A 15845-nucleotide genomic window follows, 5' to 3' on the forward strand; every position below is an offset into this window, starting at 1 on the left:
GGGGGTGTTTCCGCAGAGAAGGTCCCCGAGTGGAGAGAGCCCCCACCCGCCGCGCTTGGGACGATGCTTCGCATCGCCCGGCGCGCGTCGACCTCCCCCGCAAGCGGGAGAGGTGCACCTTTTCCGTGGCTCGGACGGCAATCATTCGGCGAAAGCTACAGCACGAGAAATCAGACGCGAAGCGCCCGTCACTTGTCGAGCCATGCGTCCTTGAAGCCGTCATTGACCCCGATCCCCGTGGTGATCAGGTTCTTGACCTTGCAGCGGGTGATGGTCGGGAATTGCAGCTCGAGCATCCAGGCCACCGGCACGTCCTCGACCAGGATCTTCTGCGCCTTCTCGTAGATCTCCTTGCGCTTGGAGTCGGGGGTCGCGACCGCGCCGTCGGCGAACAGCTTGTCGATCTCGGGGTTGGAGTAGCCCTCGACGTTGTTGAACATCTGGCCCTTGGCGATGGCGCTGGAGACGTAGTTGCGGCCGACGCCGAGCGCGGGATCGCCATACTGGTAGAGATAGGTGAAGGCGATGTCGTAGTCCCAGTCGCCAATCTTCTGGTTGCCGCCGGCGACGTCGGTGGCGATGGTCTCGATATTCATGCCGACGTCCTGGAGGTTCTGCTTCACGGCTTCACCCCAGCGCTGCCAGGTCTCGCCATAAGCGAGCGGCAACAGGCGGATCTTCTCGCCCTTGTAGCCGGCTTCCTTCAAGAGCGCCTTGGCCTTGGCCGGATCGTACGGGTATTTCTTCACATCGTCGGTGTAGTATTTGATAGTCGAGGCCGACGGGCCGGTCGCGACCTTGCCGAGCCCGTTCCAGATCACGTCCTTGGCGAAGTCGCGGTCGACCGCATACATGACCGCCTGCCGCACCCGCTTGTCCGCGAGCGGACCCTGGCGGTTGTTGAGCCACAGCCAGGCCAGCGGCGAGAAGAACTCCCAGCCCGCGCCGGTGACGCAGGTGTCCTTCAGCTTGGACAGTCGCGGCACGTCGAAATTCTCGACCGAGCCACCGGGCAGCACGTCGACTTTGCCGGTCTCATACGCCACCGAGCGCGCCGCGGCGTCGGGAATGATCTGCCAGTAGATCTCGTCGAGATAGGGCTTGCCCTTCTCGTGATAGTTCGGATTCTTGACCAAGCGGATGAACGAGCCCTTTTGCCATTCCCTGAACATGAAGGGACCGGTGCCGACGGGGGCGTTGTTGTAGGGATTGGTCTTCCAGTCGGTGCCTTCATAGAGATGCTTCGGCACCATCGGCATCGAGCCGACCTCGAAGATGCCGAGGAACGGGCCGAACGGCTGCTTCAGCGTAAAGACGACAGTGTAATCGTCGGGCGCCTCGACCTTGTCGACCTGCGCGAGGTTGTTGCGGGCGCGCGCGTGGGTCTGCTTCAGCATCTCGATCGAGAACAGGACGTCCGCGGCGGTGAAGGGCTTGCCGTCATGCCAGGTGACGCCCTTCCGGAGCTTGAACGTGTAGGTCTTGGCGTCCTCGCTGACGCTCCAGCTCTCGGCGAGCTCGGGCTGCGGTTCGAGCTTCGGGCTGTAGCGCAGCAGGCCCTCGAAGATGTTGCCCGACACCATCTGCACCGGGCCGTTCTGGACCATCGCCAGCATCAGGCCGGGCGGCTCGGGCTGGATCACCGCATTGATCACGCCTCCGGTCTTCGGCTCTTGCGCCAGTGTCGGGGCCGTGAGGCCGCACGCCAGGAGGAGACCAAGCAACACTCGTTTCGGCATGTCGTATCTTTCTCAAGCGAGACCAGCCGTCAACGCTTCGCACGCCATGGCGCGCAAAGCTACGGCCGGTCCATCCCAGTCCCCATCCGATATCGAGGCTCACACAGTCCCATTCGGCGCCGCAAGATGAAAGTCGCGACAGTGCTCGCACAAAAAATGTACAGCGCGTCCTGTTTTCCGCATACCTTCGCGCACGGCGGATCGGCCCGCTCCGGGCGATCAAGCGGCCTTACTCGTGTCGAGAGTCTGCGAAGGCGTTGCACAAGCCTGCGCCTGCGACCAAAAGCATCAGGCCGTCATGATGCGCTGAGCCCGTCGCCGCCCAACGGGCCAGGAATAAACCGGACCGCCTTGCGATAGGTCAGAGGCGGCCCCGCTCCGGATTTGATCCGGATCAAAGCCAGGCCGCCGTTTTTGCGATCGAATAGCAACTGGCGGGACCCGGCGCGGTGCGTCCTGCTCCCCCTGAGCCGTGAGACGATCGATGGACATCCAGGCCACGAATTTCCCTGCGAGTGACGATAGCGATCCTGATGTCGCCGGCCTCGAGTTGCCGCCCGATGCAGGGGTGCAGCGCTGTCTGCAATTGCTCAGCGATGCCGGTCTGCGCCCGACGCGCCAGCGCCTGGCGCTCGGCCAGTTGCTGTTCCTGCGCGGCCATCGTCATGTCACCGCCGAGAGCCTGTTCGAAGAAGCGATGGCGGCGAGCGCCTATCTGTCGCTCGCAACCGTCTACAACACGCTGAACCAGTTCACCGAGGCCGGCCTCTTGCGCCGGATCGCGGCCGACGGCATCAAGTCGTTCTTCGACACCGACACATCGGTGCATCCGCACTTCTATCTCGAGGGCGAGGATGTGCTGGTTGACGTTGCCGAAGGCCTCGCCTTTACCAAGATTCCGGAGCCGCTTCCCGGCCACGAGATCGCGCGGCTCGACGTCATCGTCCATTTGCGCCGCAAGCGAACGTAGCGCCGGGGTAAGAGCGGCCGCCTAGCGCAGCCCCGCGCGCCGAAATCCTTCCAGATAGTGCTCGCGATCCCCGTCATTGGCCCACGGCAGTTGCGTCGCGATCCAGTGCAGCGAGATGTCGGGCTGGGTGCGGCGGAGCTCGCTCAGCGCCGTCTCCGCAAGCACCCCGTCGCCGGTCATGCCGGCGGAGACTGCAAGCACGCGGTAGGCTCCGGTGAGATCGCCGCGATGGCGGATTGCCTCGCGCGCCAGCGCGATGGCCTCGTCATAACGGTGTTCGGTGAAGCGCGCATAGCCCGCGATGCCGTGATAGATCGCCAGCGACGGATCGCGCGGTGACAGCCGGATCGCCCTTTGGGCAGCCTCGAACGAATCCTTCGGACGTCCGGCATAGGATAGCGCCAGCGCGTAATAACCCTGCGCCAGCGAGAAGTTCGGATTGAGCGCGAGCGCCTGCTCGAACTCGGACAGCGCGTCCGCGAGCCTGCGTGTCGAGAAGCAGACGCTGCCGAGCGCGACATGCGCCCAGGCATCCTCATGGTCGCAGCGCACCGCGGCCAGCGCGGCGGCTTCCGCCACCGGCGCCACGGTGGCCAGCTCGGCCCAGCCGAGATGCACGCCGAGCATGTAATTCGCCGCCAGTACCGACAGCGCCTGACCGTAATTCGGATCGATCCCGATCGCGCGTTCCAGCAGCGTCCGTGCGGTCTCGTGATCGCGCCGGGTCACGCGCCAATAATGCGACAATGCCCGCATCAGGAAATCCCAAGCGTCCAGGCTCGCAGGTCCCTTGCGGTGGGCGCGAAAACTCTCGGCCGCGTGAATCTGCGGCTCGATCGCCGCGGCGATCGCGTTGGTGATCTCGTCCTGAACGGCGAAGACGTCGACCAGCTCGCGGTCGTAGCGCTCGGCCCACAGATGGCTGCCTGACGTGGCATCGTTGAGCTGCGCGGTGATGCGCACCCGGTTGTTCGCCTTGCGCACGCTGCCTTCGACGACGTAGCGGACGCCGAGCTCCTCCGCGATCTGCCGGAGGTGGACTGCGCGCCCCTTGTAGGTGAAGGACGAGTTGCGGGCGATCACCATGAACCAGCGCTGCTTCGACAGCGCCGTGAGGATGTCCTCGCTGATGCCGTCGCCGAAATAGTCCTGTGCGGGATCGCCGCTCATGTTCTCGAAGGCGAGCACCGCGATCGCCGGGCGGTCCCCCGCGCGTGAGGGGGCGGGCCTCGCTTCGGCCGGCACGATCGGCGCTGCCACATCTTCCCGGACCTCGCCGACGAAACGAAAGCCCTTGCGCGGAATGGTCTTGATCAGCCGCTGCGTCGCGCCGTCGTCACTGATCGCCTTGCGCGCGGCGTTGATGCGGCTGTTCAGCGCCGAATCCGAGATGATCCGATCGCTCCAGATCTGGCTGATCAGGTCATCCTTGCTGACCACACGCGCGCGTTGCGCGACGAGATAGAGCAAGAGATCGAACACCTGCGGCTGCAACGGCACGGCGGCCCCGCCGCAGGTCAGTTCCCGCAGGTCGCCGTCGAGCACGTTGTTTTCAAAGCGAAATCGCACGTTTCTGTCGTCTCAAGCAAAAATCAAAGTCGTCTCAGGCGAAAATCAACCGTCCGCGAAAGTCTGGGGGCGTCCGATCCGGCATGGTGCGAAGACCAAACAGTGCCGATGCCTCGGCACAACGGAGCGTTCTATGACCCAACTTGATCACCAGGTTCATTCCATCAGCCCGGAGGTTGCGGGCTCACGCATGTTCAAGTTCATCGCCTTTCTGTACGGAATTGCGGCATATCTCGTGTTTTTCGTCACCATTCTCTACGCCATCGGCTTCGTCATGGGGCTGGTGGTGCCCAAGACCATCGATACCGGAACCGACACGCCGACGGCCGAGGCCGTCATCGTCAATCTCCTCCTGATGTCGCTGTTCGCCCTTCAGCACAGCGTGATGGCACGCAAGCAGTTCAAGGCGTGGTGGACGCAGTTCGTCCCCAAGCCGGTCGAGCGCTCGACATATGTGCTGTTCGCGAGTCTGTCATTGCTCCTCCTGTTCTGGCAGTGGCGTCCGCTGCCTGCGATCGTATGGAATGTCGAGAACCCGGATCTCGCCGTGACGTTGGTCACGCTGTCGTTCGCGGGGTGGATCCTGGTGTTCACCAGCACCTACCTGATCAATCATTTCGAATTGTTCGGATTGCATCAGGTGACCAACCATTTGGTGGGCAAGGAAATGACGCCGCCGCGCTTCAGGACGCCGCTGCTCTACAATTTCGTCCGCCATCCGATCTATCTCGGTTTCATCATTGCGTTCTGGGCGGCGCCGACCATGACCGCGGGGCATCTGCTGTTTGCGGTCGTCACCACGCTTTACATCTTCGTCGGCATCGCGCTGGAGGAGCACGACCTCGTCGCTCTCTTCGGCGACGAGTACCGGCAGTACAAACAACGGGTGTCGATGCTTATTCCCTGGCGCCGGTCACTCTAGCCTCGGCGCGGCACCGCGCGCGTCCGCCGAACGGAGGACGCTTGGCCGCGCCGGCTGAGGTATGAGAGCATCTCACATACCCGTCCCCTCAACGTCCCCCGGGGTGATGTCCCCCTTCACCCCGACACCTCTCCCCGCATTCCCATCGGTCCCGACATATTGTGGACGAGGAGCGGGGAGAGGATTTCTTCCTCTTCATCAAACGGAGACGACCCAATGAAACATGTCGGAAATTGCTTCTGCGGCGCGGTCACGATCGAGGTCACGGGCGCACCGGAGGCGATGGGCTATTGCCATTGCCGTTCCTGCCGCTCCTGGTCGGGCGGCCCGGTCAACGCCTTCAGCCTGTGGAAGCCCGAGGCCGTGCGCGTCACCGAAGGCGCCCAGAATGTCGAGACCTTTGCCAAGACGCCGCTCAGCGAGCGCAAATTTTGCAAGAAGTGCGGCGGCCATCTCATGACCAACCATCCGCCGCTCGGACTGGTCGACGTCTTCACCGCCACCATCCCGACGCTCGCATTCGCGCCCGGCGTTCACGTCAACTATGCCGAGACCGTGCTGCCGATGCGCGATGGCCTGCCCAAGCTGAAGGATTTTCCGGCCGAGTTCGGCGGCAGCGGCGAGATGATGCAGGAGTAGCGGTGCCGGGTGTCGAGAGGGCGGCAGCGCGCCGCTCCTCTCTTCTTCGCGAGAACGGCGACGGGTCAGCCGCCGCGCGATTCAACGACTTTGCGGCAGGAATCCGAGAGCTTCGACTTGTTCTCCCGCAGGCAGGCATTCATCTGCGGCGGCTTGCCGATATGTTCGGCGCAGAATTTGCTGGCATCGCCGCGGCAGGCCATTTGCTCCTGGACCGATGGACCGGATTGCGCAGCAGCAGGCAGGGCGGAAGCGGCGAGCAGCAGCGCGGCAACAGCTGAAATCTTCATAAAGCACCTCTTTGGAATCGACGTTGGTCCCGACCGGGATCAATCGGGCCGGACCATCTCGCGAAGGCCGCGCATGGGTCCATGCCATGTTCATGGCGTCGGCCCGGTGTCCCGGCCGCAGCAACCCCCATCTTCATGGCATGTATCCGCGCGCCGTCTTTTGTCATTCAGGCTGCACCTCGGCTGCGAAACCCGGTGATTGCATCGGGACGCCGAACGGGAAGCAGGAGAGCAAAGGATGTCGAAGAGAGCTGGAGCGCTGAGTGCGGGGCTGACGGTCATGGCGCTGGCCGGCGCGGCGATGGTGTCGCTGGGCACGAGCCCGGCACAGGCGGTGGTCTATTGCAAGACGGTCGGCGTGCCCAAGGGCTGCGTGGTGCGGCCGACGGCGGCCGTGGTGGTCGCGCCGGGAGCGCCGGTCGCAAGGGCCGCGGTCGCAACGCCCGGCGTCGGTGCGCCCGGGGTCGGCGTGCGCGCGGGAACGCCGATGAATCGCGGCGGCCCGGTCAATCGCGTCGGCGTGCGCTGATATTTCCATTCGATTGAATTGATTGCATCACCTCGGGCCCGGGGCGCCCTGCGGACGACCCCCCCCGTCCTCCGCCGGCAAATCACCCGGCCCGTTCCCTCTCTCCGCGCGTCCCACACGTTCGGAGAGGGGGCTTTTCAGCCCGCAGCCGCGTCGCTGTCGGGAAAACGCTGCGGCAATTGCAGCCGCACGCGCGTCCCGGAGGCATCGGAACTCAGTTCGAGCACCGCACCGCAGCGCGCGGCGCGGCTTCTCATGTTGCGCAAGCCGCGGGCGGTCTGGCCCGCGCGGGCGGCCTCTCCATGGCCGGCCAGCGCAAAGCCTTGGCCGTCGTCGGTCACGCTGATCAGGCCGTACGGCCCCTCGCTCGCATCGAGCGTCTCGATGGTGACCGCGATGTGGCGGGCCTGCGCGTGCTTGACGGCGTTGGTCACGGCCTCGTCGAGGATGCGCACGATCTGGATGACGTGCCATGGCCTGAGTTCAGGGTGCAGCGGCAGGCCCTGCGGGGTCGCCACGCGCCAGTCGAGCGTGATGTCGTGCGGCCGCAATTGCGCGCTCGCGCGCTCGCGCCAGGAGCCGAGGGCGAGCATCAGGTCGCCGCCGATGTCGTCCATGGAATCGATGACGAGACGCAGATCCTTCAGCGCGGCACGGGCGGCGTCGGTGATGGTCGCGCCCTCATGGCCGCGCTCGGAGAGCGCGACGATGCTGACGAGCTGGCCGCCGAGGCCGTCGTGCAGGTCACGCATCAAACGCGTGCGCTCATTGGCGAGCGCGGCGGCGCGCGCGCGCTCCTCCTCGCGGACGAAGCTCGCCTTCAGCCGCTCCTCGGCCTCGCGCACGCGCGTCACCAGCTGGCCGGCGAAGCTGTCGACCTGGTTGAGCGCGCGGGCGAAGCGCCAGGTCAACCCGGCCCCGATCGCGACCAGCATCGCCGAATAGGACAGGCGCGAGACGAAGATGCGATCGTTGCTCACGATCTCGAGCACCGTGAGCATGTCCTGGACCCAGCAGACCAGCACGATGGTGACGGCGCAGCCGATCGTGAAGCTTGCCGCATCCTGCCGCCGGACGACCGCAGTCGCGGTCACCCAGGCCATCAGAAACAGGCAAAGCCCGACGGTGGGGATGCCGAGCACCAGAAAGAGGATGCGCGGCAACGGCGGGCCCCCGATCAGCCCGACCACGAACACGACGAGGCCTGGCACGAACAGCAGCATGCCGTAGCGCGGCCAGCGCCAGCCGAAGAACAGCACGCCGAACATGACGACCAACGCGCTCTCGATCGGCGCGGACGCCAGCAGCACCGCGGCAAGCCGCGACGTGGCGGCCGGCGGAACCGGCGGCGGTACGTACGCCTGCACCACGCCGAGCACCATCGCAGCCGCCAGCACGCCGTAGACCGGCTCGCGGCGGCCTGCAGCAGCAGATAGGGCACGAGGCGCGAGGCGATCAGCCGGCGCCGCGGCCGCGCGGGTGCCTTCGTAGCTGCCTTTGTAGGTGCTTTGGCCGCGATCTCGCTCACAGCTTGATCAGGCCCTGCTGCACCGCCTCGAACACCGCTTCGCTGCGCGTGTGCACCTCGAGCTTGCGATAGATGTTCTTGATATGGCCGGGCACGGTCTGCTTGGACAGGCCGAGATGACTGGCGATCTCGGCATAACTGAAGCCTTTTGCGATGCCCCAGAGGATGTCGATCTCGCGCGGCGTGAGCCTCGCCGTATTGAGCACGGGTCCCGGCGGCGGCTCCGCCGAATTTGGCGCGGCACCTTGGGTTCTGCGCACGATGAAGCGCGCGATCGAGGCCGAGATCGGCGAATGGCCGGCGACCAGGTCGCGCACCGTGGTGGCGATGTCGGTGGGGAAGGCGTCCTTGAGCAGATAGCCGGTGGCGCCGACCGTGATCGCCGAGATCACGCTCTCCTCGTCCCCGAGTGCCGAGATCACCATGATCTCGGTGTCGGGGAAGCGCTGCCTCATCTCGCGGATCAGCTCGATGCCGTGGCCGTCGGGCAGGCGCAGATCGGTCAGCAGCACGCGGGGCGCGCCGCCGGCAAGCGCGGAACGGGCTTCGCCGAGCGTGCCGGCGCTGCGCACCTCGTAGCCGGCCTTGACCAGCGCATCCTGCAGCCGCCAGCAGGTCGGCGCGTCGTCCTCGACGAGGAGGATGGTGATGGGTTCACCCGTCTCGCCCTGTTCGGTCATGATCATGGTCCCGCGACCCGCGTGTCCCCCGCGGCGCAGGGGCAAGTTTAACCGCCGGATGCGGGCAGCGACACCCATAATCATGGGGGCGGGAATGCCCCGTGTCCAAGTCGCGGCGAGGAGCGCTCCGAGGCGGGGTCCCCGCTGGGCCTCAGTTGCTTGCCAGCGGTAATGCCGGCTTGTCCGGCGGCATCGGTGGGGCCGGCAGGCGCTGGACCGTGATCTTCGCAGTGCCGCTATTGTTTCGGTAGAACAGATCGTGCGGACCCTGGATCGCATCGAGCCAGGATGGGACCCACGACTCCGGAAGCAGCCGCGGGAATATCTGGACGGCGTCATTGACGTAGAAGAACAGCTCGCCGGACTCGGGCGCCACGAATTCGGCGACGACGCGGCCGGTCAACAGCTGCTTGGTCCAGACCTGGCTTGCCTCGGCGAGCAAGGCCGGCGGAATCGGTTCGAATTTGCCGAGTCCGTCGAGCCTGCCCTTGAACTCGGCCGTGTCGTCGAGCCGCACGGGGTACCTGTTGCGGCTCCTGCTGATGTCGTCCTCCGCGGGCAGGGTGGGCTTCATGCGGCGGGGAAATTCGTCGGCCGGCATCACATTGACTGCCTTGAGCGGCAGGTCGTTGATGCCTTTGCTGCCGACGCGCACCACGGGCTGGAACCAGTCGGCGGCGAACAGACGACGCTCCGGCAGCGCCACGTAGTGGTGCGGCTCGTAGGTCGCAAATCCGTTTACGCCGCTCATGATGGTGCGGTCGAACCATGGCTCTTTGATCTCGAGAAAGACGCGGTATTTGCGGCCCTTCTCGACGGCGAGCCCGCTCCACCAGCAAAAGTCCCTGGTGTCGAATAATGCGCGCGCGTCGACCGGCTCGTCCGTCACCGGCGTGCCGGTCTGGAACGCGGCAGAGCCCTTGACCGTAGGCGGCGAGCAGACCGAGCCGAGGGCGAGACGACCGGTGAACAGGCTGCTCGACACGATCAGCGCGGCCGAGCCGAAGATCGCGATCAGGAAGACCGCCGGCACCAGTCCCCTGGTGATGATGCGCTGCGCCGGGCCGGCATTCAGGCGCATCCAGTGTCCGACCCGCATCAACGGCCCCGGCTTGTCGATGTGCTCCATGCTCGCCCTGCGGCGCGACGTGTTCCAGGCGAGACGCGCCCGCTCCTCGATGTCGTCACGCAACGTTCCGTTCTTGTGCCAGATCCACCAGGTGACGATCACCACGATCGAAGTCAGGAAGGGATAGTAGGTCGCGATGTTGAGCCAGGGGGCCGCATAGGACGGCAGCACGTCTCGCAGCAGATTGGTCAGCGGCGCCACCACTGCGCCCATCACCCAGTCGATATTGGTGATGAAAGACAGTGCGCCAGTGCCCTCCAGGGCGCGGTCTTCGGACCACTGCACCAGCGCGTGCGCGATCCATGGCCAGGCGACGATCACGCCGACCATGAACAAAAGCGAGAAATAGGCGACGCGCCGCCACCAAACGGTGTCGCGCGTGAGGCTCGACATGGTGGCGTCGGGCGTGCTCATCGTGGTGAAGGCCCTGGCCTCCTCGGTACGACGCGGTCCCGTCGCCTTTTGCAGATAGGCGGCCTTCATGACCTCGCGCGCGTGCTGCTCGTCGAGATCCTTGCTCTCTCCCTCGGATCGCAGTGGCAACCTCGTTCCGTCCGGCAGCAGCACCAGGCAGTTCGCCGGAAGCATGATGGGCGCGTAATCGTCGCAGCCGAGCAGCATGCGCTCGATGACGGCGAAGTGCACCACCGGCAGCCCGCCATTCACGTCGCCGCCGAGGATCGGACGCGGCCCGTAGCGGTACAGCACCGCTGCGCCGCTGCGGGAATCATGCCGCGGTCCGAGCGCCGATTGATATTCCCCGAAATGCTCGATCTCGCCGTCCTGGAAGCGCAACCGGTCGCCGAGCTGCTCGACCATCCAGACCAGCGGCACGAAGGACAGCGTGGATTCCGGATAGCCGCCGCCGATATCGGAATGGACGCCCGTGAACCACACTTCCTTGACGACCTGCCCCTCCGCCAGATGGCTCTGGTCGATCCGCAGCGGATGGAAGGTGGTACGTTCGTCGTCGAGCGCGAGCGCGTGACAGGCGTGCCTGACCTTGTGCGACAGCCGGTGATTGCGGAACGAGATCGGCCAGATCGCCCAGTCGATGGCGAGACGGAGCTCCTCGACCGGAACGCCGAACGCCTCGACGGTGTCGAACAGGCCGAGGAATGCGATCTCGACCTCGCTGCGCCCGTTCATTTTGCCCCGCACCTCGGCATAGCTACGGTGCCCGCAAAGCCAGTGATAGACGAACAGCAGGAAGTCGCGGATCCAGCGCGTGACCCAGATCGTGGGCAGGCTCTTGGTCCAGGGCACGGTCTCGCGCCGGTACTCGCGCCAGGCGGCTTTAACGTTGCGCCCCATCTCGGCATGCGACACCGGCGTGTCATCGATCTCCGCCGGCATCAGGCCCTGGCTCGAGATCAGCGCCGCCAGCGTGCGCGCGGTGAAGGCGCCGCGGCTGAAGCCGAAGATGTAGATGTCGTCGCCGGGTCGCCAGTTCCAGCACAGGAAGCGATAGAGCTTGCGGACGTTGCCGGGGACGCCGATGCCGGTGGCGCCGTCAAGCGCGGCAAGCGGTGCCCAGCCGGCAGTGCCGACACCCTTGATGTAATGCGCGATCTGATCCGGCTGGGTATGGTCCAGGGCTTCATAGAGACGCCAGACGCTGGATTCCTGCGTCGTGAACGCATTGCCGGTGCCGTCGGCGAACAGCACCAGCTTGCGCCTTGGCAGGCCCGCGCCCGCGCCGGCATTGCTGTCTTGATCGCTGGGCGCGCGTTCTGGCCTCGGAGAATCGGCATTTCCCCCGACATCATGATGCGTCATGGGCCCCTCCGGCAATTCGACAAGGAAAGCGTCAGGCCAAACCGGGCATCGTTTCCCGGAATCAATCAGTGGTTGAAATCTCTGACTCATGAAAACACAGGTGCATTCTGCGCACAGTCGCGCTGAGGTAGCAAGCGGGATCATGCGGCGTCGCTGCTTCCAGCGCGTCGTTGCGTGGCGACAGACTGTGCTGGATGTGCTGACGCCGTTACGAGAGATCCACCCGCGGCGGCGGGTAGCGCCGCGCCAGCATCGACAGCGACAGATCGCGCTCGTCCGCCGGCAGCTCCAGATAGGCCAGTACCAGCGGCCGCCTCCAGTCGCCGATGCCGAAATCCATCGCCATCCATTTCTGCGGCTCGGGGCCTTCGAGCCCCCGGACCCAGACGAAATAGCGGGGGAGGTCGTCGGCGTCCGCTTCCGTCGCGCGTCTTCTGGCCATCAAAGCTGCTCGCTGCATCGACATGCGTTGCGGCAGGATATAGGTACTGACGCGCCGAAGTCGAACGCCTTGCGGCGGGTCCGGTTCAGGGATGTTTCGCCACGGCGACCCCCGCGACGATGCTGCAAGCCCGAAAGCCTCTGGATATGACCTTCAAGACGGTGACTGAATCGATCCGGATCGCGGCGAAGCCGGGACGTGTATGGGACGCGCTCACCGATCCCCAGGCCGGGGACAGATGGCGCGACGCTCATTTCAAGACGGAATGGCGCGTCGGAGATCCGTTCGAGATCGAGGCCGTGATCGGGACGAAGCGCTACCGCGACAAAGGTCGCGTCATCGAGGTCGAGCCCCCCGCGTTGCTTCGCTACGCCTATTGGTCGCGCGTCTCCGGCCTGCCGGATCATCCTCAATTCTGGTCGACGATCACCATGACGCTAGGCGCCGACGGCGCGGAGACGATCCTGACGGTCGACCAGCAGGTGCCGCCCTCGCCTCCGCGCTCCGGACCGGGTTGGGAGATCGGTGAAGACTCGGGCTGGAAGCACGCCGCCTTCTACTGGCGCAGCGCGTTCGCGACACTGAAGCGGACGGTCGAGGAATAGCGTGGGAGCTGACGCGGCAGCGTCGCCTCACTGCCAGAGCTGGCTCTCCGCCACGCGGTTGATGTCGGCGAGCCTGCGGTCGGCGTCGGCATTCAGATCGATGCTCGCGACCAGCGTCAGCAGACGGTGATAGGCGCCATCGGCCACCTCGACCGGCAGCGGGGCCTCGTCATAGGCCTCGACGTAGCTGCCGACGAGGCTGCTCAACAGGCGGCACAGGCCGCGCTGGGCGGGATCGTCCCGGCCGAGCGTATCGAGCTTCTGCTGAAATGTCCGGAAGGTGCGCAGGCCGTGGTGCTGCTCTGAAAGCCACGCGTGCAGGTCGTTCATATGAGCTCCTTCGAGTTACGGAAGAAGCTACCGGTTTATACAGTGGAGATGCGGGGATGGCTAGGGTGGGGAGAGCGAGTGGAGCTTTGCTGAGGCAGTCCGTCTTCGCCAAGGCTTCGGCGCGGCAGCCTTCGCCGCTTCGCATGGATATGGCTGCTCCCGGCTTGCCGAGCCGTAGCTGCGAAGCAGCGAAGGCTGGTGCCCCTGGCCGGAATCGAACCAGCACTCCTTGCGGAACTCGATTTTGAGTCGAGCGCGTCTACCAGTTCCGCCACAGGGGCCCTCGGTCGGCCCTTGCAGGGAGCGTCGCGAAGCCGGCGGACTATAGCCATGGACAAAGCGGGGTCAACCCGCGCCAAAGTGATGTCAGCCGTTCTCGACAGCCGCATGGACCGGGGCTAGAGGCTTAAGGGCGCGACCTATCGGAAAGAGGCTGACGTGACGACCCAGAGTGCCGCCATACCTGCATTCAAGCCGGCTGCCAGCGGCTCCGCGCTGATGGCCTCGCTGCTCGTCACGCTGATTGCCGCAGCGACCATCGCGGGCGCCTGGTTCTTCCAGCTCGTGCTGGAGATCCTGCCCTGTCCGCTCTGCCTGGAGCAGCGCTACGCCTATTACCTCGCCATTCCGCTCGGTGCGCTCACGGCGCTGGCGGCGCGGAGCGGCGCGCCGCGGCCGCTGCTGCTGGCGGGGCTCGCGATCCTCGCGCTGGCGACGCTCGCCAATGCCGGTCTCGGCACCTACCATTCCGGCGTCGAATGGGGTTTTTGGAAAGGGCCGACCGATTGCTCCGGTCCCGTCGTCAATCTCGGCAATGCCGGCGATCTCTTTTCAAAGCTCGACACCGTGAAGGTGGTGCGCTGCGACGAGGTGCAGTGGCGCTTCCTCGGCCTCTCGCTCGCCGGCTACAACGTCCTGATCTCGCTCGTGATGGCCGCGATTGCCGCGCGGGGATTTGCGAAGACGGCGAGAGGCTAGGCAAGCTGCCGTAGGGTGGGCAAAGCGACTTGTCCGCCGTAGCTCGAAGAGCGAAGGCGGGAGCGTGCCCACCATCTCGTAGTGATAAGGTCGAAAGAGAACGTAGGCACGGCGCTATGCGCCTTTGCCCACCCTACGAGAGCGGAGCTCGCGAGGCGCACCGCGCTCCATCAATCATCCACATCGTCCTGCGTGCGCCCGAACAGATGCACGATGCCCGGCGTTGCGATCGTCACGAACACGAAACGCGACAGGTGGTGGGCGCCGACGAAGATCGGGTCGATGTGCAGCGTCAGCGCCAGCGCCAGCATGGCATCCATCGCGCCCGGCGCGAAGGCGACGACGGCGTCGGAGAATCTGACCTGGGTGGTCAGCGCCACGATGCCGACGAAAATGGCGGAGACGGCGATTGCGACCGTGAACGAGCCCAGCGCCGCGTTGAGGTGGCCGGCCAGCGTCTTGATCCGCATCCGCGCAAAGCGGCTGCCGATCAGTGCGCCGATCCCGACCAGCGCCACGCCGCGCACCCAGTCCGGCAGGCCGCCTTCGACCCAGCCGGCGCCATGCAGCACGCTGGAGGCGATCATGGCGCCGAACATCCAGCTCGCCGGAAACCTGATCAGGCGCAGGACCAGCGCCATGGCCAGCGAGGCCGCGACCAGCTCCACGAGATCGAGCGGCGAGGCGATCGTCGTCGCCAGCGACGGTGCGGTGGAGGGGGCGACGCCCGCAAACGCGAGCACCATCGGCAGGGCCGCGGTGAGGATGATGACGCGCATGGTCTGCACCACCGCGATGCCCGGCAGGTCGGCGCCGCGCTCGACCGCCAGGATCGTGATCTGCGACAGCGCGCCGGGGCTGCCGGCCAGGAAGGCCGAGGTGCGGTCCCAGCCATGGATGCGCTGGAGGTAATAGCTCGAGCCGAAGGTCGAGCAGAAGGTCGCGAGCGCTAGCAGCCCGATGGTGAGGGGGTATGCGCCGACCTGCTGAAGCAGATGGCGCGAGACCACCGAGCCCAGCGAAATGCCGAGCAGCACCAGCACGGTCTGGGTCAGGAGCGGTGGCAGCGCGAGCTGGCGCCCGGCGATCGCGGCGATCCCGACCGCGATCATCGAGCCGGAGATCAGCCCACCAGGAAGGCCGGCAAGGAGAAATGCAAGGCCTCCGGCGGTGCCGATGACGAGCGTCTCCGCCGTGCTCAAGATCTTGGCACGGCTCGGCCATTCAAACGACAGGGAGGCGGCGATTTGCTTCACGCCACCTTATCGCAAATCAGCGAGAGGCGCACAATTGCAGGCTCGTCATGCCGCAATGCGCGCGCCTCTCGCGAGAAGCTCGCCGAAGATCGTGTCGGAGGCTACTTCTTGTCCGCAGCCGGCGCGGCGGTGCCCGCCTTGGCGGTCTTGATGCATTCGGAGCGGAATTTCTTGCGCTCCTTGCCGTGCAGGCCCTTGGCGTCGGCCTGCTTGGAGCATTCGAGCGACTCGGCCGAACGCTCCTTCGGAGCTTTCTTGTCGGCGGTGGCGGCAGGTTCGGTCTTGGCAGCCGGCGCGGCGGTCTGCGCGAAGGCAGTGCCGCCGGCGAGCAGGGAGGCGAGGGCGACGGCGGCGAGGCGAGAGGCGAGGGTCATGGTGTTGCACTCATCTTGCGAGAATTGCGAAGGGCTGCGAACGTCGGCTCGCATTGCTGAACGCGACATGAATAATCTGAACGGCG

15 protein-coding genes, 1 tRNA gene and 1 pseudogene are annotated in these 15845 nt (G+C 65.6%); 6 read left to right on the top strand and 11 right to left on the bottom strand.

Annotated elements, in window-relative coordinates; genetic code table 11:
* Window positions 1–188 precede the first annotated feature (188 nt).
* Window positions 189–1739, bottom strand: coding sequence for an ABC transporter substrate-binding protein (locus RAD10_RS26880; RefSeq protein WP_461619864.1), 1551 nt, complete (start codon window positions 1737–1739; stop codon window positions 189–191).
* 484 nt (window positions 1740–2223) lie between these two features.
* On the opposite strand from RAD10_RS26880, the gene irr reads away from it, so the two are divergent.
* Window positions 2224–2709: a Fur family transcriptional regulator Irr gene (irr, locus tag RAD10_RS26885; RefSeq protein WP_461619865.1), complete on the top strand. Its 486-nt coding sequence runs from the start codon at window positions 2224–2226 to the stop codon at window positions 2707–2709.
* A 21-nt stretch (window positions 2710–2730) separates the two neighbouring features.
* On the opposite strand, the gene RAD10_RS26890 is transcribed toward irr, so the two are convergent.
* Window positions 2731–4278 (bottom strand): winged helix-turn-helix domain-containing protein, encoded by a 1548-nt coding sequence (locus RAD10_RS26890; RefSeq protein WP_461619866.1) that lies wholly within the window; start codon window positions 4276–4278, stop codon window positions 2731–2733.
* A gap of 133 nt (window positions 4279–4411) precedes the next feature.
* Between RAD10_RS26890 and mddA the strand changes: the two genes are divergently transcribed.
* Window positions 4412–5200, top strand: a complete 789-nt coding sequence (gene mddA, locus RAD10_RS26895) for a methanethiol S-methyltransferase (protein ID WP_461619867.1) — start codon at window positions 4412–4414, stop codon at window positions 5198–5200.
* 216 nt (window positions 5201–5416) lie between these two features.
* On the top strand, window positions 5417–5839 hold the full coding sequence (locus RAD10_RS26900; RefSeq protein WP_028139881.1) for a GFA family protein: 423 nt from the start codon (window positions 5417–5419) through the stop codon (window positions 5837–5839).
* A 65-nt stretch (window positions 5840–5904) separates the two neighbouring features.
* Here the strand turns inward: RAD10_RS26900 and RAD10_RS26905 are convergent, their stop codons facing one another.
* Window positions 5905–6129, bottom strand: a complete 225-nt coding sequence (locus tag RAD10_RS26905) for a hypothetical protein (RefSeq protein ID WP_028139882.1) — start codon at window positions 6127–6129, stop codon at window positions 5905–5907.
* 238 nt (window positions 6130–6367) lie between these two features.
* Here RAD10_RS26905 and RAD10_RS26910 point away from each other — a divergent pair, with 238 nt between their 5' ends.
* The gene (locus tag RAD10_RS26910) at window positions 6368–6658 is read left to right on the top strand and encodes a hypothetical protein (protein WP_018316308.1); all 291 of its coding nucleotides are present in this window, start codon (window positions 6368–6370) and stop codon (window positions 6656–6658) included.
* 137 nt (window positions 6659–6795) lie between these two features.
* Here RAD10_RS26910 and RAD10_RS26915 read toward each other — a convergent pair.
* From RAD10_RS26915 to RAD10_RS26930, 4 genes and pseudogenes are all read right to left on the bottom strand, one after another.
* Window positions 6796–8076: pseudogene (locus RAD10_RS26915) on the bottom strand (sensor histidine kinase); the annotation flags it as partial.
* A 106-nt stretch (window positions 8077–8182) separates the two neighbouring features.
* Window positions 8183–8866: a response regulator transcription factor gene (locus tag RAD10_RS26920; RefSeq protein ID WP_173015727.1), complete on the bottom strand. Its 684-nt coding sequence runs from the start codon at window positions 8864–8866 to the stop codon at window positions 8183–8185.
* Between the two features lie 151 nt (window positions 8867–9017).
* Window positions 9018–11774 (bottom strand): DUF2235 domain-containing protein, encoded by a 2757-nt coding sequence (locus RAD10_RS26925; RefSeq protein ID WP_461619868.1) that lies wholly within the window; start codon window positions 11772–11774, stop codon window positions 9018–9020.
* Between the two features lie 208 nt (window positions 11775–11982).
* A complete protein-coding gene (locus tag RAD10_RS26930) occupies window positions 11983–12216 on the bottom strand; it encodes a hypothetical protein (RefSeq protein WP_461619869.1) in 234 nt (77 codons plus the stop codon).
* A gap of 146 nt (window positions 12217–12362) precedes the next feature.
* On the opposite strand from RAD10_RS26930, the gene RAD10_RS26935 reads away from it, so the two are divergent.
* Entirely contained in the window at window positions 12363–12821 is a 459-nt protein-coding gene (locus RAD10_RS26935; protein ID WP_461619870.1) for an SRPBCC family protein, read from the top strand.
* Window positions 12822–12848: 27 nt separating this feature from the next.
* On the opposite strand, the gene RAD10_RS26940 is transcribed toward RAD10_RS26935, so the two are convergent.
* Both RAD10_RS26940 and RAD10_RS26945 read right to left on the bottom strand, forming a co-directional pair.
* A complete protein-coding gene (locus RAD10_RS26940) occupies window positions 12849–13151 on the bottom strand; it encodes a hypothetical protein (RefSeq protein WP_461619871.1) in 303 nt (100 codons plus the stop codon).
* A 196-nt stretch (window positions 13152–13347) separates the two neighbouring features.
* Window positions 13348–13432 (bottom strand) — tRNA-Leu (locus RAD10_RS26945).
* Window positions 13433–13589: 157 nt separating this feature from the next.
* Between RAD10_RS26945 and RAD10_RS26950 the strand changes: the two genes are divergently transcribed.
* Complete coding sequence (locus tag RAD10_RS26950; RefSeq protein WP_461619872.1) at window positions 13590–14129, top strand: disulfide bond formation protein B; 540 nt, start codon at window positions 13590–13592, stop codon at window positions 14127–14129.
* Between the two features lie 170 nt (window positions 14130–14299).
* On the opposite strand, the gene RAD10_RS26955 is transcribed toward RAD10_RS26950, so the two are convergent.
* Entirely contained in the window at window positions 14300–15385 is a 1086-nt protein-coding gene (locus RAD10_RS26955; RefSeq protein WP_461619873.1) for an AbrB family transcriptional regulator, read from the bottom strand.
* Between the two features lie 101 nt (window positions 15386–15486).
* Entirely contained in the window at window positions 15487–15759 is a 273-nt protein-coding gene (locus RAD10_RS26960; RefSeq protein ID WP_461619874.1) for a PsiF family protein, read from the bottom strand.
* Window positions 15760–15845: the final 86 nt, after the last annotated feature.

This window comes from Bradyrhizobium sp. 23AC (assembly GCF_054863025.1).